Origin of the sequence: Mycolicibacterium lutetiense, from assembly GCF_017876775.1 — a bacterium.
Lineage (GTDB): Bacteria > Actinomycetota > Actinomycetes > Mycobacteriales > Mycobacteriaceae > Mycobacterium > Mycobacterium lutetiense.
The window spans coordinates 514,842-535,134 of sequence record NZ_JAGIOP010000001.1 but is presented as its reverse complement, the minus strand read 5'-3'; the positions used below and the strand labels follow the sequence as shown (position 1 = coordinate 535,134).

24 protein-coding genes are annotated in these 20,293 nt (G+C 66.1%); 8 read left to right on the top strand and 16 right to left on the bottom strand.

Annotation, left to right across the window (positions count from 1 at the left end; genetic code table 11):
- Positions 1-76: 76 nt before the first annotated feature.
- Positions 77-1,357, top strand: coding sequence for a tetracycline efflux MFS transporter Tet(V) (tet(V), locus tag JOF57_RS02700; protein ID WP_209915738.1), 1,281 nt, complete (start codon positions 77-79; stop codon positions 1,355-1,357).
- 20 nt (positions 1,358-1,377) lie between these two features.
- Here tet(V) and JOF57_RS02695 read toward each other — a convergent pair whose 3' ends face one another.
- On the bottom strand, positions 1,378-1,899 hold the full coding sequence (locus tag JOF57_RS02695; RefSeq protein WP_209913391.1) for a gamma carbonic anhydrase family protein: 522 nt from the start codon (positions 1,897-1,899) through the stop codon (positions 1,378-1,380).
- Positions 1,900-2,179: 280 nt separating this feature from the next.
- Here JOF57_RS02695 and JOF57_RS02690 point away from each other — a divergent pair, with 280 nt between their 5' ends.
- The gene (locus tag JOF57_RS02690) at positions 2,180-2,899 is read left to right on the top strand and encodes a fasciclin domain-containing protein (protein ID WP_209913389.1); all 720 of its coding nucleotides are present in this window, start codon (positions 2,180-2,182) and stop codon (positions 2,897-2,899) included.
- A 76-nt stretch (positions 2,900-2,975) separates the two neighbouring features.
- On the opposite strand, the gene JOF57_RS02685 is transcribed toward JOF57_RS02690, so the two are convergent.
- From JOF57_RS02685 to JOF57_RS02670, 4 genes are all read right to left on the bottom strand, one after another.
- Positions 2,976-3,848: a type IV toxin-antitoxin system AbiEi family antitoxin domain-containing protein gene (locus JOF57_RS02685; RefSeq protein ID WP_209913387.1), complete on the bottom strand. Its 873-nt coding sequence runs from the start codon at positions 3,846-3,848 to the stop codon at positions 2,976-2,978.
- Positions 3,849-3,983: 135 nt separating this feature from the next.
- Positions 3,984-5,126, bottom strand: a complete 1,143-nt coding sequence (locus JOF57_RS02680; RefSeq protein WP_209913385.1) for an acyl-CoA dehydrogenase family protein — start codon at positions 5,124-5,126, stop codon at positions 3,984-3,986.
- 3 nt (positions 5,127-5,129) lie between these two features.
- A complete protein-coding gene (locus JOF57_RS02675) occupies positions 5,130-5,924 on the bottom strand; it encodes a crotonase/enoyl-CoA hydratase family protein (RefSeq protein ID WP_209913383.1) in 795 nt (264 codons plus the stop codon).
- The gene (locus tag JOF57_RS02670) at positions 5,921-7,081 is read right to left on the bottom strand and encodes a thiolase family protein (RefSeq protein ID WP_209913381.1); all 1,161 of its coding nucleotides are present in this window, start codon (positions 7,079-7,081) and stop codon (positions 5,921-5,923) included. The genes JOF57_RS02675 and JOF57_RS02670 overlap by 4 nt, the downstream gene beginning before the upstream one ends.
- 201 nt (positions 7,082-7,282) lie before the next feature.
- On the opposite strand from JOF57_RS02670, the gene JOF57_RS02665 reads away from it, so the two are divergent.
- A complete protein-coding gene (locus JOF57_RS02665; protein ID WP_209913380.1) occupies positions 7,283-8,074 on the top strand; it encodes a FadR/GntR family transcriptional regulator in 792 nt (263 codons plus the stop codon).
- A 12-nt stretch (positions 8,075-8,086) separates the two neighbouring features.
- Here JOF57_RS02665 and JOF57_RS02660 read toward each other — a convergent pair whose 3' ends face one another.
- From JOF57_RS02660 to JOF57_RS02650, 3 genes are all read right to left on the bottom strand, one after another.
- Positions 8,087-9,826 carry a DUF3556 domain-containing protein gene (locus JOF57_RS02660; protein WP_209913378.1) on the bottom strand — a complete coding sequence of 580 codons (1,740 nt, stop codon included), beginning with the start codon at positions 9,824-9,826 and terminating at the stop codon, positions 8,087-8,089.
- 102 nt (positions 9,827-9,928) lie between these two features.
- Complete coding sequence (locus tag JOF57_RS02655) at positions 9,929-10,450, bottom strand: DoxX family protein (protein WP_209913376.1); 522 nt, start codon at positions 10,448-10,450, stop codon at positions 9,929-9,931.
- A gap of 22 nt (positions 10,451-10,472) precedes the next feature.
- Positions 10,473-11,246: an SDR family NAD(P)-dependent oxidoreductase gene (locus tag JOF57_RS02650; RefSeq protein WP_209913374.1), complete on the bottom strand. Its 774-nt coding sequence runs from the start codon at positions 11,244-11,246 to the stop codon at positions 10,473-10,475.
- A gap of 24 nt (positions 11,247-11,270) precedes the next feature.
- Between JOF57_RS02650 and JOF57_RS02645 the strand changes: the two genes are divergently transcribed.
- Positions 11,271-11,870, top strand: coding sequence for a TetR/AcrR family transcriptional regulator (locus JOF57_RS02645; protein ID WP_209913372.1), 600 nt, complete (start codon positions 11,271-11,273; stop codon positions 11,868-11,870).
- Positions 11,871-11,883: 13 nt separating this feature from the next.
- Here JOF57_RS02645 and JOF57_RS02640 read toward each other — a convergent pair whose 3' ends face one another.
- The 5 genes from JOF57_RS02640 to JOF57_RS02620 form a co-directional block, all read right to left on the bottom strand.
- Positions 11,884-13,140, bottom strand: a complete 1,257-nt coding sequence (locus tag JOF57_RS02640) for a WS/DGAT domain-containing protein (RefSeq protein ID WP_209913369.1) — start codon at positions 13,138-13,140, stop codon at positions 11,884-11,886.
- Entirely contained in the window at positions 13,130-14,035 is a 906-nt protein-coding gene (locus JOF57_RS02635) for an alpha/beta fold hydrolase (protein WP_209913367.1), read from the bottom strand. Before JOF57_RS02635 ends, JOF57_RS02640 begins: the two co-directional genes overlap by 11 nt.
- Positions 14,032-14,760: a hypothetical protein gene (locus JOF57_RS02630; protein WP_209913365.1), complete on the bottom strand. Its 729-nt coding sequence runs from the start codon at positions 14,758-14,760 to the stop codon at positions 14,032-14,034. The genes JOF57_RS02635 and JOF57_RS02630 overlap by 4 nt, the downstream gene beginning before the upstream one ends.
- Positions 14,757-15,410, bottom strand: coding sequence for an Rv1363c family protein (locus JOF57_RS02625; RefSeq protein ID WP_209913363.1), 654 nt, complete (start codon positions 15,408-15,410; stop codon positions 14,757-14,759). The genes JOF57_RS02630 and JOF57_RS02625 overlap by 4 nt, the downstream gene beginning before the upstream one ends.
- Before the next feature lie 123 nt (positions 15,411-15,533).
- The gene (locus JOF57_RS02620; protein ID WP_307869949.1) at positions 15,534-16,169 is read right to left on the bottom strand and encodes a TetR/AcrR family transcriptional regulator; all 636 of its coding nucleotides are present in this window, start codon (positions 16,167-16,169) and stop codon (positions 15,534-15,536) included.
- A 100-nt stretch (positions 16,170-16,269) separates the two neighbouring features.
- On the opposite strand from JOF57_RS02620, the gene JOF57_RS02615 reads away from it, so the two are divergent.
- On the top strand, positions 16,270-17,142 hold the full coding sequence (locus JOF57_RS02615) for an alpha/beta fold hydrolase (protein ID WP_307869948.1): 873 nt from the start codon (positions 16,270-16,272) through the stop codon (positions 17,140-17,142).
- Positions 17,143-17,163: 21 nt separating this feature from the next.
- Here the strand turns inward: JOF57_RS02615 and JOF57_RS02610 are convergent, their stop codons facing one another.
- On the bottom strand, positions 17,164-17,334 hold the full coding sequence (locus JOF57_RS02610) for a hypothetical protein (RefSeq protein ID WP_209913359.1): 171 nt from the start codon (positions 17,332-17,334) through the stop codon (positions 17,164-17,166).
- Positions 17,335-17,375: 41 nt separating this feature from the next.
- On the opposite strand from JOF57_RS02610, the gene JOF57_RS02605 reads away from it, so the two are divergent.
- On the top strand, positions 17,376-18,056 hold the full coding sequence (locus tag JOF57_RS02605; protein WP_407666552.1) for a guanylate cyclase: 681 nt from the start codon (positions 17,376-17,378) through the stop codon (positions 18,054-18,056).
- 15 nt (positions 18,057-18,071) lie between these two features.
- Here JOF57_RS02605 and JOF57_RS02600 read toward each other — a convergent pair whose 3' ends face one another.
- The gene (locus JOF57_RS02600) at positions 18,072-18,818 is read right to left on the bottom strand and encodes a class I SAM-dependent methyltransferase (protein WP_209913356.1); all 747 of its coding nucleotides are present in this window, start codon (positions 18,816-18,818) and stop codon (positions 18,072-18,074) included.
- 77 nt (positions 18,819-18,895) lie between these two features.
- Between JOF57_RS02600 and arr the strand changes: the two genes are divergently transcribed.
- Positions 18,896-19,303 carry an NAD(+)--rifampin ADP-ribosyltransferase gene (gene arr, locus JOF57_RS02595; protein WP_209913354.1) on the top strand — a complete coding sequence of 136 codons (408 nt, stop codon included), beginning with the start codon at positions 18,896-18,898 and terminating at the stop codon, positions 19,301-19,303.
- 11 nt (positions 19,304-19,314) lie between these two features.
- Entirely contained in the window at positions 19,315-19,722 is a 408-nt protein-coding gene (locus tag JOF57_RS02590; RefSeq protein ID WP_307869947.1) for a VOC family protein, read from the top strand.
- Between the two features lie 29 nt (positions 19,723-19,751).
- Here JOF57_RS02590 and JOF57_RS02585 read toward each other — a convergent pair whose 3' ends face one another.
- Entirely contained in the window at positions 19,752-20,246 is a 495-nt protein-coding gene (locus JOF57_RS02585; RefSeq protein ID WP_209913352.1) for a DUF2716 domain-containing protein, read from the bottom strand.
- Positions 20,247-20,293: the final 47 nt, after the last annotated feature.

The following is a 20,293-nucleotide window of genomic DNA, read 5'->3' as shown; positions in this document are numbered from 1 at the left end:
CCCGCCGCCGGGCTCACTCCGGCGAAAATCGTTGGACTGAACCCGCTCCGGGCAGGCACCATCGAATGTTGTGAGCATGCACCACGACACCCAGGCGCCGGTCGACCAGACCGGCGGCTGGCGCGTGCTCGCGCCCTTCCGCATCCGCGAATACCGGCTGCTGATTGCCGCAGTCACGTTGTCGATCTTCGCCGAGGGCATGTGGACGGTGGTGATGGCGTTACAGGTCATCGCGATCGACAACGATCCGGCCTCGCTGTCACTGGTGGCCACCTGCTTCGGTGTCGGCTTGGTGGCGTTCGTCCTCGTCGGCGGAATCGTCGCCGACCGGATCAACCAGCGCACGATCATCATCGCGGTCGAGACGGTCAATCTGGTGACGGTCTCGACAATCGCGGCGCTGGGGCTGCTCGATCTGCTCAAGATCTGGCACCTGGCCGTCGCGGCGGGCATTCTCGGCATCGCCGCGGCATTCTTCTTCCCGGCCTACAGCGCGCTGCTACCGCGCATCCTGCCGCCCGAACAACTGTTGGCGGCCAACGGCGTTGAAGGCGTCGTGCGCACGGTGTTCCAGCGTTCGGTCGGTCCGGCGATGGCGGGCATGGTGATCGCCGCCAGTTTCCCCTCATTGGGCGCGGTCGTCGTGGCGGTGTTGTTCGGCCTGGGCCTGGCCCTGCTGGTCGCCACCCGCCCGACGGTGGATTCGGTTGCGGCACCGGAAGACAGCGATCGACCGCACGTATTACGTGACCTGCGTGAGGGTTTCGCGTTCATGGTGCGTACCCCGTGGCTGCTGTGGACGCTGCTGTTCGCCAGCATGTTCGTGCTCGTCGTCCTCGGGCCGATCGAGGTACTGCTGCCGTTCATCGCCCAGGACCGGTTCGCCGACGGCGCCCGTGCCTACGGATTCATCCTGGCGTTCTTCGGATTCGGCAGCGCGCTGGGGGCGTTGACGGTGTCCTCACGCCGGATGCCGCGGCGCTACCTGACCACCATGATGCTCATGTGGGGGTTGGGCTCGGTTCCGCTGGTGATGGTCGGCATGACGTCGTCGTTCCCGTTGATGGCGGCGGCCACATTCTGCGTCGGCGTCACCGACGGCGCGGGGATGGTGATCTGGGGAACGCTGCTGCAGCGCCGGGTGCCGACGGAAATGTTGGGCCGGGTCTCGAGCCTGGATTTCTTCGTGTCGCTGGCCTTCTTGCCGCTGTCGTTCGCGATCGTCGGCCCGCTGTCGAAGGTGGTCTCGATGGAGTCCATCTTCCTGGTGTCCGGGCTGTTACCCGCCGTGCTCGCCGCAGTGGCTGTGGCCGCGGCCCGGATGCCACGCGACGAGCTGGCGCACCCGCTGCGCTGATACCCCTGCGCGGGGTCAGGTCACTCGGACTCTCGGTGCAACCCGGTCAGATGCGTGTAGGCCGCGGCGTTGAGCTTGTTGTGGCCGACCTCGTCATCGCTGAGCTCGCGGCGCACCTTGGCGGGCACACCGGCCACCAGCGAGCGCGGCGGCACCACCATGCCCTGGGGTACGACCGCACCGGCGGCCACCAGCGAGCCGGCGCCGATCACCGCTCCGTTGAGCACCACCGCGCCCATCCCGACCAGGCTGTCCTGCTCGACCGTGCAGCCGTGCAGCACCACGTTGTGACCCACCGTCACCCCGGTGGCGATCCGGCATGGGAAACCCGGGTCGACGTGGATGGTCACGCCGTCCTGGATATTGCTGCCTGCACCGACCTCGATGGGCTCGACCTCGGCGCGCAGCGTGGCGCTGTACCAGACGCTGCTGCCGGCGGCCAGCGAAACCTGTCCGATCACACTGGCATTGGGGGCAACCCAGGCGTCCGGGTCGATCTGCGGGGTATGACCGGCGACGGAGACGATCAGCGGCTCTGGCATGCCGGTCATGGTAGACAGCCGACCGGGAGGCTCACACGCCTCGCCCCGGCACTGTGGCCGAGTATCCGAAAAGACCAGGTCACGGGCACTGAGGTGGGCCGCGTCGACAATTCGGCTTTGCCGTAACCGCGTCGTAACCCTTAACATCCGATGCGGCGCCGCGGGATCGGTGAGGCTGTATTGCCCGCGGTCGCTCGCCATCGTCGCGCCGGGCACCGTGTAACGCGTCACCGCCAGCCGACGATTACAGGCTAGGCATGAGCGGGAGGAAAACCCACCGATGAAGACTTACACGAAGACTCTGGGCTTCGCTGCGGCGGTCGCCGCAATCACGGCGTCGCTGCCGTTGGCGGTCACCGCCTACGCCGACCCGGCACCCACGACCACCGCGGCCCCCGTGGTGGAGATCCCCGACCCGCAGGGCTCGGGCTGCGACAACTTCAAGAAGGCCTTGCCGGATTGGAAGGCGCTCGCTGACGTGCCGACGGGCAAGGTTCTGGCGAGCATCCCGGACATCAGCACGTTCAACGCTGCGCTGTCCGGCGGCTTGAACCCGGACGTCAACATCATCCCGGTGCTCGACAACGGCCCGTACGTGATCTTCGCGCCGACCAACGACGCGTTCGCTGCCTTGGAGCCGGGCAAGCTCGACGCCCTGAAGGCCGATCCGGCCGCGTTGACCAGCCTGGACTACTACCACGCGTTCCTGGGGCTGCTCGGCCCCGACGACGTCAAGGGCCAGCGTCCCACCCAGCAGGGTGCCGAGGTCAAGGTGACCGGCAAGGGCGGCGACATCAAGGTCAACGACACCGCCAAGCTCGTGTGCGGTCCCATCCAGTCCCAGAACGCCCGCATCTACATGATCGACACCGTGCTGGACCCCAACACGCCGCCGGAGGCCCTGGTGCCGACGATCAGCGGCACCAGCACCACGCCCACCACGGCGCCGACCACCACGGCACCGGCAGCCACCCCGGCCGCCGACGCGCCGATCGGCTGATTTTCTCAGCGCGAGCAGACACAAAACTGCCCATTTCCGCGTGGAAATGGGCAGTTTTGTGTCTGCTCAGGGGCAGTCAGGCTGCGAGTTCGAGGTGGCTCCTGATTCGTGAGCACAGTTCAGCGGGATATCGCCGTACATCGTCAACCACTGCCGGCACGCTGGTCCAGCCGATCTCCTGCAGCCGCGCTGATTTCATCCGGTCATGCTTGACCGCAACCGGATTCGCGTGCCAATCCATGCTGTCGTATTCGGCCGCCACCCGGCAGTCGGGCCAGGCAAAATCCACCCTCCACAACTGCCCGTGTCGGTCGAGGATCTCGTGCTGCAGTTCTGGGGCGGGTAGGCCTCGATCGATGAAGACCAACCTCATCTCAGATTCCATCGGCGACTCGGCCCTGGCGTCAGCATTGGGCAGCAGTTCGCGAACCTTCACCACGCCGCGCCGGCCGTGCTGTTCCCTCAGCGCGCACTCGAGTTCGACCGGAGTACAGGTGCCGCTGCGCAGCGCGGCGTCGAGAGTGGCCAACGCGCGTGACCGCCGCAACGACCGGGCCAGCTCGATGGCAGTCCACGCCGGCGCCGTCAGCAATCGGCCATCGATTTTCTTGAGCGGAGCGCCAATTCGTTGATGCACCACGAGGTCTGCTGAGGGCCTCATGCGGACTCCCGGATCGAGAACGTGGGTCCGCACCGTGTTCTCGGTATCGAAGCCGTAAAATTGGGCGGCGGTACCGAGACAGCCCACAATCGGAGTTTCCGACAGCAAGTCGAGTGCACGGAGCCGGCGAACGGTATCCGGCGGGCCCCACGAGTAGACGCCATGCCACACCCGGAAGATCTCACCGTCGCGGACCCGCCGCGCAAGTGTCCGGTACGTCGTCACGGCGAGCAGTTGCTGCGTGGTCGCGACGCCGTTGTTGAGCGCGAACACTTCGTCGAGCATCATGCCGGTGATTGTTTGCGGGCATTTCGCCGGTCGCCACTATTCGCCTTCCAGCCCTGTGGATAACCTCACGAGCAGACACAAAACTGCCCATTTCCGCGTGGAAATGGGCAGTTTTGTGTCTGTTCGCCGAAAGAACTAGACGCCTAGCTCGCGGCCGATGATCTCCTTCATGATCTCGGTGGTGCCACCGAAGATCGTCTGGATACGTCCGTCCACGTAGGCACGGGCGACCCGGTACTCCAACATGTAGCCGTAGCCGCCGTGCAGTTGCACGCACTGGTCGACGACCTTCTTGGCGACCTCGGTGGCCCACCACTTGGCCTTGGCCGCCTCGACCGCCGTCAGCTCACCGTCAACCACACCCTGCAGGCAGCGGTCGAGGTAGTTCTCGGTGACCTCGAGCTCGGTTTCCATCTCGGCGAGCAGGAACCGGTTGTGTTGGAAGCTGCCGATCGACTGGCCGAAGGCCTTGCGATCCTTGGCGTACTGCAGGGTCTCCTGGAACACCGCCCGCGCCCCGTAGATCGCCGAGATGGCGATCCCGAGCCGCTCCGACGGCAGGTTGGTCATCAGGTGGTAGAAACCGCGGCCTTCCTTACCGAGCAGGTTGGCGCTGGGCACCCGCACGTTCTCGAAATGCAGCTCGGAGGTGTCCTGGCTGTGCAGGCCCATCTTGTCGAGCTTGCGCCCGCGGGTGAAGCCCTCCATGCCCCGCTCGACCACGAACAGCGTGAAGCCCTTGTGGCCGGCTTCGGGGTCGGTGCGGGCGACCACGACGCACAGGTCGCAGTTGATGCCCGAGGAGATGAACGTCTTGGAGCCGTTGATGATCCAGTCGTCACCGTCGCGCACGGCCGAGGTGCGGATACCGGCGAGGTCGCTGCCGGCACCCGGCTCGGTCATCGCGATCGCGATGATCAGCTCGCCGTTGGTGATGCCGGGCATCCAGCGCTGCTTCTGCTCGTCGTTGGCCAACTCCTTGAAGTATGGGCCGACGACGTCGTTGTGCAGGCTCAGTGCCGGGCCGTGCACGCCGGCCTTGGCGATCTCCTCGTCGATGATGGCGTTGAACCGGAAGTCATCCGAGCCGCCGCCGCCGAACTCCTCGGGCATGTTGAAACCGATGAGGCCGTACTTGCCCGCGGCGGTGTAGGCCGACCGATCGACGATGCGCTCGGTCTCCCACTTCTCCGCGTTGGGCACGAGCTCACGCTCGATGTACTCCTTGACCGTCGCGCGGAACGCTTCGTGTTCCGCGGTGTAGATCTGTCGCTTCATGGCTTACTTTGCCTTCCAAACAGGTTCACGCTTCTGGGCGAATGCCAGCGGCCCTTCCATGGCGTCCTCGGTCTTCAGCAGCGTGCTGAATTCGCGGTTGGTGCGCTTCCAGCCGTCCTTGTCACCGGTGATGACGCCCTCGTCAACGCCGTAGGCAACCCGCTTGGAGGCCTGCACGGCCAGCGGGGCGTTGCCGGTGATCCGCTCGGCGAGCTTGAGTGCGGCGTCGACGACGGTGCCGTCGGGCACGACCTGGTTGATCAGGCCCCAGCGCAGCGCATCGGCCGAGGTCATCGGTTCACCGGTGAACAGCAACTCGTTCGCCACCTTACGCGGCAACTGCTCGGCGATACGGAACACGCCGCCGGCACCGGCGATCAGGCCCCGCTTCACCTCGGGCAGACCGAATTTCGCGCTTTCCTCGGCGACGATCAGGTCACTGGCCAGCGCCAGTTCGGTGCCGCCACCCAGGGCGGTGCCGTTGACCGCGGCGATCGTCGGCTTGTCGATGAAATGGCTGACGTAGCCGGCGAATCCGTATTCCGGATGCTCGGGGTGGAACAGGTTCTCGCCCCGCGAGATCGCCTTCAGATCGGCGCCGGCACAGAACGACTTGTCGCCCGAACCCGTGATGACCACGGCGCGGACTTCGGGATCGTTCTGCGCCTGCTCCAACGCGTCGCCGACGGCGATGCTGACCGAGCCGTTGATCGCGTTGCGGGCCTCGGGCCGGTTTATGGTGATGAGCAGGACGTTGCCGCGCTTCTCTACGAGCGCGCCGGGCTGGGTGTCGGTCACAGGAGCTCCAAAATGGTCGCGTTGGCCTGGCCGCCACCCTCGCACATGGTCTGCAGGCCGTACTGAATGTTGTTGTCGCGCATGTGGTACAGCAGGGTGGTCAGGATACGGGCACCCGAACCACCGAGCGGGTGGCCCAGCGCGATCGCGCCACCGTTGGGGTTGACGCGGCTCTCATCGGCGCCGATGTCCTTGAGCCAGGCCATCGGCACCGGGGCGAACGCCTCGTTGACCTCGAATGCACCGATCTGGTCGACGTTCAGGCCCGACTTGGCCAGCGCCTTCTGCGTGGCCGGGATCGGCGCGGTCAACATGATGACCGGATCCGCGCCGGCGAGCACGGCGGTGTGCACCTTGGCAAGTGGCTTGAGCCCCAGGTCTTTTGCCTTCTCCGCAGACATGATCAGCAGCGCGGCCGATCCGTCGGAGATCTGGCTGGAGTTACCGGCGTGGATCACGCCGTCCTCCTTGAACGCCGGCTTGATGGCGGCCATGGACTCGACGGTGCCGCCGCGGCGAATGCCGCCGTCTTCCAGCACTGTGCTCTTGTTGCCGTCCGCGTCCGTGACGTTGATGCCCACGATCTGATCCTTGAACGCGCCCGCATCCTGTGCGGCAGCGGCCTTCTCATGTGAACGCAGCGAGAACTCATCGAGCTGGGTGCGCGACAGGCCCCACTGCTCGGCGATCATCTCGGCACCGACACCCTGGTTCGGGGTCTTGTGGTCGTAACGCGCCCGGAAGGCCTCCGGGTAGGGGTGCCCGCCGTTGGCCAGCGAGGAGCCCATCGGGGTGCGTGACATCGACTCGACGCCGCCGGCGACCGCGACGTCGTAGTGCCCGGCGATCACACCGGCGACGGCGAAGTGCAGGGACTGCTGGCTGGAACCGCACTGGCGGTCGACGGTCACGCCGGGAACGGTCTCCGGCCAGCCGGCGGTCAGCAGGGCCGTACGGGCGATGTCGAGGGCCTGCTCTCCGGCCTGCATGACGCAGCCCCAGATGACGTCGTCGACGAGGGCGGGATCGATGCCGGCGCGCTCGACGAGGCCGTTGAGGACCTGGGCGGACAGCTCCGCCGGGTGGACACCGGACAGTGCGCCGTTGCGCTTCCCGACTGGTGACCGGACGGCCTCGACGATGACGGCTTCAGCCATGACTTCTCCTTTGAAGGGTGGGGCGCTACCCCGGTTGGACCCGATGGGGCACTCGAGGTGAAAATAACTCAGTAGGTTTACTAGGTCAACCTACTAGTTGGTAGGGGTCGATCGCGACGATCCAGCGGTATTCAGATGGTTTACTGAGTTGTACAGCTGACCACCCGGCCAGCACAAAATTGTCTTACCTGGGAGTGTCTGGTGGCTCGAACCACACCGCTGGCGCCGATGATCGGCCCCGACGCGATCGCACCGCAGGCACCGGTCCGTTCCCCGAAGACCGCCGAACTCGTCGCGGGCACACTACGGCGTATGGTCGTCGACGGCCAGCTCAAAGAGGGCGACTTCCTGCCCAACGAAGCCGAGCTCATGGAGCATTTCGGGGTCAGCAGGCCGACTCTGCGCGAGGCCGTGCGGGTGCTCGAATCCGAGCGTCTGGTCGAGGTGCGACGCGGCTCCCGCACCGGAGCCCGGGTGCGGGTTCCGGGCCCCGAGATCGTCGCCCGCCCGGCCGGTCTACTGCTCGAACTCTCCGGTGCCGACATCGCCGATCTACTGGTGGGACGTGCCGCGATCGAGCCGATGGCCGCACGCCTGCTCGCCGAGAAGGGCGATGAAGCGGCGTTCGCAGAACTGGAACGGATGCTCGACGAGCACATCCCGGCCGACCATCAGTCGGATCAGTTGGCCGCGACCACCGGCGACTTTCACCGCCGTGTCGTGGAACTGTCGGGCAACGCCACCCTCGGCATCATCGCCGGCATGCTGCACGAGATCACCGTGCGCCACCACGCCTTCCTGTTCAAGGAGCGCAGGCCGGTGTCGAAGACCGACTACGACAAGCTCATCCGGTCCTATCGCAAGCTGATCCAGATCATCCGCTCCGGCGACGGCGACGCCGCCGAGGCACATTGGCGCAAACATCTCGATACTGCCCGGATCCTCATGCTGCAGGACATCGAGAGCGTCAAGGTCCGCGACGTCATGCGCTGACGGCCTTCCCGATCAGGATCGCGGGGCGGGCACCGATTCCACGTCGTAGACCGGCAGTTCGTCGTCCCAGGGCTGGCGCGTCACCATGTCGGCAACCTTGACGTATCCCCGCTCGAATTCCCCGGTGGCTGCATCGACGAGGCGGTACTGCTGGGTCTGATGCTGGATCGGCTGCGCGTCCAGCATGACGATGCGCACCTCCCCCGGCTCGAAATGGCACCGCTTCTGCAGCGCGGCCACGAGTTGTTCGTTGCTCATGTGCCCGTCACCGAAGTTCCAGCCGATGGCCGTGGAGACGATCCGCTCACCATCGGTCAACACGTAGTCGTCCTCGTTGTGGCCGGCCATCGCCCGGTGCGCCAGGGTAAACAGGGCCCGGCCGTGAGAATTGAAGCCGCGGAACGCATATCCCATGTAGAGGTACATCTGGGCGATCTCCGGGCTGCCGTAGTACCGCTCCATCTGGGCGGCCGGCATGCTGGCGATCGCGACGATGTGCTTCTCGATCTTCTCCGCAGCCGACGGCTTGACGCACCACAGCGAGGTGTCCCAGTTGCCGGCGTAGTACCGCATGCCCGGAAGGAACGAGACCTTGCGCGGGAACAGGTTTCCCAGCACCACAATGCCTGCGACAACGGCGAACAACACGATCGGCCACGGACTGGTGAGATCACCGAGCCCGATCCCGGCATGTCCGACGAACAGTGCCAGCACGGAGAACATCATGAAGACGTTCCACTCCAGCGGCACGCCCATCGGGATGGAGCTCAGGATTCCGAAGTGGAACACCAGCATGACAAAGGCAGCGATCGCCGTCGGCCAACCCCCATGGGAGAAGAACAGCACCAGCGGCACCAGACCCTCTATGGCAGTGGAGAAATGCGCCACGAAACGTGACGGCCGGCCGGGCCGAAGGTCATCCGGGAAGTGCTCGAAGAACTTGCGCTTGATGAACCGTGGCCGGAACACCGGGTTGTTGCTCATCATCGTCGAGATGACGAACGGGAAGTGCTTGTTGAGCTTGGATGTCGCCGCGCCCAGCCAGATCACCATGCACACCAGCTTGGCCGCGATGACGATGTCGGCGCCGCTGAGCAGGAAGCAGACCGCCAGCGAGCCGTACACCTCGCCGCGCGCGGCCAGGAAGATCACCTTGTCGCGCAGGCCGGCCACGGCGAGCAGGCCGACGATCGCCGCGGTCTGCCACACCGGCAGCACGCCGATCTCGCTGCCGAGCGCCGGAATGGGACCGGTGCCCTGGGAGAACAGGGCGATGACCAACACCACCAGCAGCGCGCCGTACAGAGCGACGTCGACGACGGTGCGACTGTCACCCTTGGTCAGCGGCACCCGGTTGGGCCACGGTGGCAGCCGAATCGTCTTGGGCCGCAACCAGTACAGGACCGATCCCATGGGCGGGAAGAACCGGTTGTTCAGCGGCCCGAAGCCGCAGCCGAGGCCGACGACCTCGAACAGCATCGTGTAGAACACGACCTTCTGGTAGACGATCGGCTCGGCATACCAGGAGGTGACGTTGGTGAATCCGTCGATCCCGGTGGTGGTGAGCGCGATCAGCCAGGCACCGAGGATGTAGGCCAGGATCTTGACGACGTAGAACAGGTGCAGTGCCACCGGGGTCCCGAAGCCGACCTCGGCCCAGTGCCGCGCCATCGGCTCGATCTTCTGCGCGCGAGTGCCCTTGCTCCACTGCTCGAAGTCGATCTCCGGAGATTCCTGTTTGAGAAAACCCATGCTGCACAGATTAGAACGTGTTCTAGTCCCGGGGTAGTCATTCTGACCAGTCAGCGGAACCGCCGAAGCTCCGGTTTGTGACGAGGAGCGCCGGAATACGAGCTACGACTTGGCGGGCGGGCGGAAGAAGATCACCAGCTGGCCGATACCGCCGACCAGGCCGAGCACGACCGCGATGGTCAGCCCACACCAGCCGTTCAGCAGGTGGTAGAAGCTGCAGTTGGAGAACAGCAGGTAATCGAGGCTGTAGCGACCGGCGCCTGCACCGGCGATCGCCACCGCAGCCACCGCGAGGATCAGGTTGTACTCCCAGCCCTCCTTGACGATGAAGAAGCCGTTGTGCCGGTGCACGGTCCAGGCCGCCACCAGCATCAGCGCCACGAACCCGGCCGCGGGCACGGGGGTCAACAGCCCCAAAGCCAACCCCAGCCCAGCCGCCACTTCCGTGCTGGCCGCGACCCGGGCATGGAACATGCCCGGCTTCATGCCGATGCTGTCGAACCATCCCGCGGTGCCGGGGATCCGCCCCCCACCGAAGAACTTGTTGTAACCGTGTGCAGCCATGGTGAGGCCGAGCACCACGCGCAGAAGCAGGATCGCCGTGTCGTAAGCGGAGGAAGCCATGTAACAGAATGTAGGACATCTGTTAAGCCGCCGCCCAACCCCCATCCACACTGAGGATCGTCCCGTGGATGTTGCCGGCGCCTTCACCGGCCAGGAACACGACCGCCGCGGCGACCTCCTCAGGGGTACTCATGCGCCGGGACGGGATGCGGGCCAGCACCGGAGCGATCTCATCGGCCACGTCGGCAGCCCGTTCGGTGGCGATCGGCCCGGGAGCCACCGCGTTCACCCGCACCCCGCGGGGGCCGTACTCGACCGCCCAGGACTTGGTCAGCGAATGCACGGCCGCCTTGGTCGACGAGTACAGAGCTGACTTGTCTCCCCCGACCAAACCGGTGATCGACCCGACGTTGACCACCGCACCATGGCCGCGCTCGGCCATCGCCGGCGCCAGGGCGCCGGTCAGCAGGAAGGGTGCGATGACGTTCGTCTGATACAACTGCAGCAGTGCCGGTTCGGAAACCTCACCGGTGGGTTCCGGCATCCCCCACACACCGGCGTTGTTGATCAGGATGTCGATCTGCCCGCCGGCAGCCTCAGCGGCCTGCTGCGCGAGGCGCCGCACCTCATTCCCGCCGGCCCCGAGGTCGGCGGCAACGAACTCGGCGTGCCCACCGGCAGAGCGGATCTCGGCGACGACGGCATTGCCGCGCTCCTTGTTGCGGCCGCTGACGACGACGAGGGCGCCCTGCCCGGCAAGGGCCTTGGCGATCGCGACGCCGAGGCCGCCGGTGGATCCCGTGACAAGTGCCGTGCGGCCCTTCAGAGGGGTGTAGCGCGTAGCGTTTGGACTCATGAGTCCAGATATAGGCCGATGAAAATGGACCTGCAAGTCCATAAACTGACCGCCAAGGGCGAGGCCACCCGACACCGCATCATCGAGGGTGCCGCGGCGGTGGTCCGCAACCGCGGCGTGGCCGCCACCACGCTGGACGACATCCGCGCCCAAACCCAGACCTCCAAGAGCCAACTGTTCCACTACTTCCCCGACGGCAAGGACCAACTGTTGCTCGCTGTCGCCGAACGCGAAGCCCAGATGGTCCTGGAGGATCAGCAGCCCTACCTCGGCGAGCTGACCTCATGGGCCGCCTGGCAACGCTGGCGCGACGCCGTGGTCGAGCGTTACCGCCGCCAGGGACAGAGCTGCCCCCTGAGCCTGCTGATGTCGGAGATCGGTCGCACCACACCCGGCGCCCAGGCGGTCACCAAAGCCCTACTACGGCAATGGCATGACGAGATCACCGCGGGCATCCGGCACATGCAGTCGCAGGGGAAGATGGCCGACGACCTGGATGCCGAAGAGGTGGGTGCTGCGCTCCTGGCCGGAATTCAGGGCGGGGTCAGCGTGATGCTGGCCTCCGGTGATCTCAGCTACCTGGAGTCCGCGCTGGACGTCGGCATCGCGATGCTGCGCCGTTAGACGCGCGAGGCCCTCACAGTGCCGCCTCGAGTCGGTCCAGGTAGGCGTCGACATCCCCGATCGCCGACTCCGCGGCGAACACGCTGATCGAGATGGTGTCCCCCACACCCGTCACGCAGTGGGTGAGCCCCACCATCGGCGACAGCCCGGGAAACGCCGCCGCCAGGCGCACCGGCATACCGCCGAATCCGAAGTCTGCGGCGCCACAATTCACGCTCGACACCACGGTATTGCCGGTGACGGTCGCCGACCGCGCATCGGGATTGAACTGGCTTATCCCCCACCGCAACAGCGGGGCCGGGGTGGCGGCGAACGCACGCTCCGACGCCCGCATCGCCGGGTGCGCGGCGCGTTCGCGCCGCGCAGCCAGTTCCGCAGCGATCGCGTCACGGCGCTGCCCCACCGGCAGCGACGGATGCAGGCCCACACCGACCGTGCCGAAATGGTTGTAGGCCTGGCGCGGACCCGGTTTCGCCATGGTGACCTCTGCGCCCAGGGAAGATGGTTCCGTCCCGAGCGCACGGAGTTGGCCGGCCAACGCCTCGGAGATCCCGGCCAGGGCACCCACCGTCACGGTGGCACCCGACAGTTGCGCCCGGTCACGGACGACCGTACGCATGCTGAAGATGCCCTCAGGACGGTCGTTGGTTCGCAACGGTGGACGCGTCGCCGCGGCCGGTGGCACCCGCCCCGCCTCGGTGTCGGCCACCAACTGCCGGTACGCACGGGCCGCTTCGATGCTGCGCCAAGGCAGCATCGCGGGATGTCCGTAGACGGGGGTCACCGGTGCGACCGCTCCCGAGCGGCCGAACATCACGGCTGCCGGACCGCAGGTACGCCCACCTCCGCCGAGCGCGTGCGTGATCTGCAGGACCGCGACGGTGCCCGCACCGGCGGCACCGGGCATCCCCTCGACTCCGGGAAAGACATGCAGCCGCCAGGGCAACACCCCCGCATCGAGTTGATCGTCCACCAGCCCGCTCACGGCCGCGAGGCAACCCAACCAGCTCGAATCGTCGAGATCGTGTATTACGAACCGGGATTCGTCGACCCGCGACGGCACCCAGGCCGGGTAGTGCAGCCGCGCGGTGTCATCAATGCGTTGCGACAGGTCCGGGGCGGTCCGGGCCTGGGCAGCCAACTCACCGAGTGCCGCCGGCAGGTCGGCAGGCACGCCGTCGAATCCGTAGAGCAGGAACGTGTCGTTGGGCATCCTGGACGACATCCAGAACATCTGCGCATCGACCGCGGTGAGTCGGTTAGCCCGCACGTCCGACGAAGTCCAGGATGCGAGCGGCTGTGGCGTCGGGCTGATCGAGCTGCAGGAAATGACCGCCGGATTCGACGACGTGGGCATCGCTACCCGACGGCAGTACCTCGCGCACCCACCGGATGTAATCCGGTGCAGCACAGCCATCGTCGGTCCCGTGCAGATACAGCGACGGCAACACCGGTGGCAGCAGCCAGTGCTTGTGCAGCTCGGCGTACTGCGCCGGGGGTTTGCTCATCCGGATGGTGGCCCGGTAGTAGCCCAGCGCGGCGCGCCACCGGTCCGGCGCCCCGATCGCGGCGTCGACATGGCGCAGGTCCTCAGCCGCGTCGTATCCCGGCGACCACGTCTTCCATAACCGCGGCACCACCCACGACGCGGAACGCTCAGGTAGCCAAGGTAATTGGAAATACATCATGTACCAGCTGCGCAGTGCCTGACGGGGCAACTGGGCCAACAGCTTGCCGGCATCCGGCACCCGACCCAGGGGCTGAAACGATGCCACCGGCGGCACCGACATGATCACGGCCTTTGTGAACGGGTTGTCGGGCAGTGCGGCCACACCCGAGGCCGCCATGGCACCCCAATCGTGGCCGATGATCACATCGCGTCCGGTCGGCCCCACCGCCTGCAGCAGGCGCAGCGCATCGTCCATCAATGCACCGACGTGATAGCTGCCGTCGGCGGGAATCGACGAGGGCACGTACCCGCGCATGAACGGTGCGACGACTTTCCAGCCGGCCTCCGCCAGAACCGGCGCCACCTTGCGCCAACCGTAGGCGGTATCGGGAAACCCGTGTAGGCACAACGCAACCGGGCCGTCCTCGGGCCCCCACACCAGCGCCCGGAGTTGTACCGCGGGGGTGGCGACGTCGATCCAGCGAGGCTCGGTCACCGCGGGACCGACTCGTATTCGGACATCAGCCAACGGTCGCCCTCTTTGACCATCGTGGCCCTTGCCACCGACGGGGACTTCTCCGGCATGTGATCTCCGACCTGGACGCTCTGGTTGACGAACAGCACCAGCTCGACGCGGTCCGGTTTCGCGCTGACCGTCCCGACCTGCAGTACGTCGGCGACCGCCGCGATCTGCTGTGCGTGTGCGGCCGGGATCACCTCGTTGATCATCGCGGTGTAGGTACCGAGGAATTCCCCGGTCATCCGCTCGCGGGCCGCAGTGAGCTGCTCGTCGACAGATTCGGTCTCATACGAGAGCATCTGGACCGTGATCTCGGTCGCCGCCTGAATCGATTCGACTCGGGCCGTGTCACTTTCGTCCTGCACCACGGTCAGCCATCGCAGCACCCCGGCGGCCACTGCCAACACCAACGCGATGACCGCCAGCACGACAGCCAGGCTGACCCGCGAGCGCCTGCGGGACGGTTCAGCTTCCTCGGCGGGCGCGTCGGCCTCGTCGGCCTCGTCGGCGGCCGCGGACCCGTCGAGGGCCTCAACCGATTCCTCGACGGCGTCCGGCTCAGGGCTTGCCTTCTCAAGATTGACCGGCTCGGGGCTTGTCTTCTCAAGGTTAACCTGCTCAGTGGCTACCGGCTCGGCGCTGTCCGCAGACTCTGCGGCCTTACGACGCCCCGCCGGCGGCATCTTGTGGCGGCCGCTCACTGGATGAACTCCACGTTGGAAACCTTTGCCTTGCCATCAACATCCTGCACCGTCAACACCATTCGCCACACCTGTGGAGCCTGCTCCGGCACGCCCGCATTCGTGGACCGAACCGTCACGGACATGAGCACTTCCGCCTTGTCCTCCGAGGAAGACTCCAAACCCGATGCGGTGACAGTGCCTACCGACTTCGACTTGATCTGCTTGACCACGTCGAGGAACGACTTCGAACGTTTCTCGAAGTCGTCATAGAACCGTCCGGTTGAAGAGTCGAGCACTCGCTGGACGTCGTCTTCGGCGTGCTCCCAGTCGACGCTCGTCAGGTTCGTCGCACCTTGTCGCGCCGTTTCCATGAACATGTCACGCCGCTGCTGTTCCTGGTGGACCTTGTAGTAGCCGTAGCCCAGCCAACCGGTCAGTGCCACGAGCGCCACGACGAGCACCCCACCGACCACCGCCGCAGACGACGAGGGCACGAACCGGCGCCGCCCGGGGGCCGGGCGCTCGGCGTCGTCCGACGCTTCCTCAGCGGCCTCGCCGCCGACGTCCTCGTCAGGCTCTTCGGTTTGTTCGACAGCCTCCGGTTCTGGGGCGGACGGGCTCGACTCCTCGGCCTCGGTCGGCTCGGCGTCGGCGCTGTCGTCTGCCATACATCTGCTCCTCGGTGGCACTGCAGTATTGCGTGTGAAGGCACGCGTGCGGTCCAACGTACGTGGCACCGGTCACACCATCATCAGCGGTACCGGAAGGGGCGCGTCGGCCCACGCTCATCGCTATGTCTCGGCGCCGCGGGACCCGTTGACGGCTGGTGGCGCCCCGACGGCACGCAGCGCGAAGTCCACCACCTCGGCCTGCGCGACCTCGCACTCGCCGTCGGAACACAGTCGCGACATTGCATGGCTGACGACCGCACCGATGGCGACCGCGTCCTGTTCCGGTTTGGCCAGTGGGAACGACCCGTCGGCCAGGCCCCGACCCAAGATCACCGCCAGCGACTGCTCACGGTCGTCATGCCATTGCTCGCGGGCGGCGCGATAACCCTTGGCCGCGCGGACCTCGTCCGAATCGAGCACCGTCATGTGCATGTTCAACCGCGCATCCTGCAGCAGGCCGAAAATCTGGCTCAGCCAGACGCGCAACTGATCGGCGGCAGGACCGTCGTAGTGCTCCGCGATCTGGTCAAGGCGGCGGGCCAGCGAGTCGCCTTCACCCCGCATCATGGCCAGGAAGAGCGCGTCCTTGGATGCGAAGTGCCGGTAGAACGCCCGGGTGGACAGTCCCGCCCTGGCCAACACCGCGGCAACCGGCACCGCACCGGTATGCGGCTCGGACAGGCAACTGAAGGCGGCCTCGATGATCGCGTCGCGATCCCGGGAGTCACCCGTCACCTCACCTGGCTCGCTCTGCACGATTGACGATTCTATGAAAAACGCGCCACAGCGGGTCGCAGATGAGGCGAAAACCCGCCTGGGTAACGTGACCTCCCGGGGCCTGCCGAGAGGAATGTTCGTGAGCACCGGGAAAACCGAGCACAACGAATCGCGCACCATCACGTTCCGGGGAGTCGATGACCTGAGTCTGGTCGGCGACGAATGGAACCGGGACGCGGCATCGGCTGCCGATCGCCCCACCGTCCTGCTCCTGCATGGCGGCGGGCAGAACCGGTTCTCCTGGAAGAACACCGGACAGGTCCTGGCCGACGACGGCCTGCACGTGATCGCGCTCGACGCGCGTGGTCACGGCGACAGCGACCGCTCACCCAGCGCGAACTATTCGGTGGAAGTGCTCTGTGCGGACGTGCAGCACGTGCTGTACCAAATCGGCCGCCCGGTGGTGCTGATCGGGGCCAGCATGGGTGGGCTGACCAGCATCCTTGCCGCCCATGAGGCCGGACCGGAACTGGTCACCAAACTGGTGCTCGTCGATGTGGTGCCCCGGTTCGAGAAGAGCGGCAGCGCCCGGATCCGCGATTTCATGTTCACCAACGTGAACGGCTTCGATTCTCTTGACGAGGCCGCCGAGGCGGTCGCGGCCTACCTGCCCTATCGCACCAAACCGCGCAGCCCGGAGGGGCTGAAGAAGAACCTGCGACTGCGCGACGGGCGCTGGTACTGGCATTGGGATCCGGCGTTCCTCACCAAGCCTGAGGACGACCCCTTCGTCCGCGTGGAGAAGCTCGAGCAGGCCGCGATAAACCTGACCATCCCGATCCTGCTGATCCGCGGCAAGCTCTCCGACGTGGTCAGCCCCGAGGGCGTGCAGGACTTCCTGGAGAAGGTGCCCGCCGTCGAGTTCGTCGAGTTGTCCGACGCGGGGCACACCGCGGCCGGGGACGACAACGATGCGTTCACCGAGGTCGTCGTGGAGTTCGTCGGGCGGTGAGCCCCGACCCCGACGCCGTGGCTACGACGTCGATTCGGCTTGCTCGGCCTGGGCCAGCCGCTGGTGGAGTCGGTCCCGGATGTCCTGCGGAGTGTAGGCGTTTCGGCGGCGTTGATCGCGAGCGACCATGACGCCACCCGCGACGACACCTGCGACACCTGCCAGTCCGATCCACTTCCAGACACTCCGCATGCACTCAGTGTGCCTAAGCTTCGGGCGTGAAAGCGAACACGGTGTCGTTGACCAAGGCGCTGGAGGACACCCGCACCGGTGACATCTGGCTGTTCCGCGGCGGCTCCGGGCCCGACCGGGCCATCCAGACCCTGACCAACAGCCCCGTCAATCACGTCGGGATGACCGTGGCAATCGAGGACCTGCCACCGCTGATCTGGCATGCCGAACTCGGCGACAAGCTGCTCGACATGTGGACCGGCACCAACCACCGGGGCGTGCAACTCAACGACGCCCGCCAGGTCGTCGAACGCTGGGCACAGAGCTACGGGCAGCGTTGTTGGTTGCGTCAGCTCACCCCGTTCGCGTCGCGCGAGCAGGAGGACGAACTCCTCAAGGTGATCGCCCGCATGAACGGCACCGCTTTCCCCACCACGGCCCGGCTGACCGGGCGCTGGCTGCGCGGACGGGTGCCGATCGTCAGCGATTTCACTCGGGGAATTCCCTTTGTACACAACAAGGTTCGTGAGTCAGCCGAACGCAAGAAGGTACGCAACCGTCAGGTCGGGCTGGAGACCGCCTACTGCGCGGAGACCGTGGCCATCACGTTCGAGGAGATGGGCCTGCTGACCACCGAGAAGCACTACAACTGGTTCGATCCCGGCTCGTTCTGGAGTGGCGACGAATTGCCGCTGGCCGCCGGATACGAGTTGGGGGACGAGATCTCCGTGCTCATCGACTGATCCCGGCAAGCGGCATCAGACCGTCCCGCGGGCTGCCCACGCGGTGGCGGTCACCGTGAAGGGGCCATCGCCCAAATGTTTCCGGGCAACTGATTTGAGATGCACACGACCGTCATCGTCGAGGCCGTGAACGTAGTCACCGGCTGGGCCGACACCGAATGTGTACGGCTCCCACCATTCCTCGAAGCTGGGATGCACGACGTCCACCTCAAGGGGATGCTCGTCCACATCGTGCAGGCCGGCGGCTTCGAATATCTCGGTCAGGTGCCCCCGATGCGCCCCCGAGAGCAGCGCTTCATCTTCAGCGTCAGCGTCGATCCGGTGAACGGCTTCCCAGAACGGCGCCAGTGCACCGGTCGGCCCGTCCCAAACACATGCGGCCACGACGCCGCCTGGCCGGGTCACCCGCGCCATCTGCCTGATGCCACCCACCGGATCCGCCATGAAGTGCACCACCAACTGCGCCAGGGCAGCATCGAAATCGGCCGTGTCATAAGGCAATTCCTCTGCCACACCCTGACGCACGTCGAGCTCGGGGAATCGCTTACAGATCGCGTCGACGAACGGCGGCGACGGATCGATCGCTGCGACCCGAGCTCCGACCGACAGCAGATGCGCCGTCAGCGCACCCGGCCCGCATCCAACGTCGAGCACCTTGTCACCCGCGCCCACACCGGAGAACGCCGCGAAGACCTCCGCAAGAGGCTCCGCGTATCGGCCCATGAAGCGCGCATAGGCATCCGGCGGGACGAGAAAACCCACCAGAAAATGGTATGTCGGCGGCTCCTTCAGGAGACCGATTCGGGGATGAACGTCACGACCGTCGGTAACCTGTCGAGATGGACGGGGCATTGGATGGCGGGCCTTTCTTCCACGGCACGAAGGCCGAACTGCGGGTGGGTGACCTCCTCACCGCCGGCTTCCGTTCCAACTACCGGCCCGAAATCGTGATGAACCACATCTACTTCACCGCGTTGCGCGACGGCGCAGGCCTCGCCGCCGAACTCGCCGCGGGCGACGGGGCCCCGCGGGTCTATGCCGTGGAACCGACCGGGGAATTCGAGAACGATCCCAACGTCACCGACAAGAAGTTCCCCGGCAACCCCACCCGGTCCTATCGCAGCACCGAGCCACTCCAGATCGTCGGCGAGGTCACCGACTGGACGCGGCTGACACCCGACGCTCTCCAGACATGGCGAGCCCGGCTTGCCGAAATCCACGCCGAGCGCGGCGAAATCATCAACTAGGACGCCCTGCAATGCCGACAACACCGGGAGAGACGATGGCCAACCGTTGGTCCGGAATAACCATCGATTGCGCCGATCCCATTCGGATGTCAACCTTCTGGGCCGCCGTGCTCGGCATTCCCGCGTCGAGCGAACACGGAGACGATCCGGCCTGGGCGACCGTAGGCTCACGCTCGGGCCGGTTTCCCCGCCTCACCTTCCAGCGCGTCGCTGAACCCAAAGCCGGAAAGGTACGCATCCACCTGGACGTCGAGGTCGATGACATCGACACCGGACGTCATCAGGTCGAGGAACTGGGCGGACGCTTCTCCGGCTTCCGGCATGACTACGACGAGGGGGTCGTGCTGAACATGCTGGATCCCGAGGGGCATGAGTTCTGTCTGGTGCAGTACTTCGACAGTGCCGCCCCTCTAGGTTGAACCGGAACTCCTACCGCACTCACGCAGGCCTACGCCACGCTCTGTCGGTGCCGTGGCAGCCAGGTGAGGAGTTCAGCACCGAGACTGGCGATCAGCTCGTCACCCCAGATGGTCAGCGTCTGCTGCCAGGGGTGTCCGAACGTTCCCCAGCGAAGGTCCGAGGTCATGTGCGCGTAGTAGTCGCCATCGGGATACACGGGAATGGCCGGAAGGGCATCCGCAACGACCTGACGTGCCGCTGAGTAGCGGTAGGCGGGGTGCTGCCAGTCGAGAGCCACCAGTTCCTCGTCCTCTGCAAGCCAAACGAATGAACGCAATGCGGCGGCATTGACCGCCGCCACGCCGGCAGTCCACCGGGCACCCCCGCGGCCGGAGATCGGCCCCAGATCGATGACCAGAGCACCCGGTGGAAGCTGGATCGCCGGCCGGTCGCGTTCGTAGTAGTCGGGTTCGAACGCGAACCGTTGGTTGAACGACTTCCACGCTGAGCCGTAGTCGACCTCACGCCAGACGTCGTCTTCCACGTGATGACCGTAACGACTCCCCTGCGAACAACTCGCCGAACCCCGAG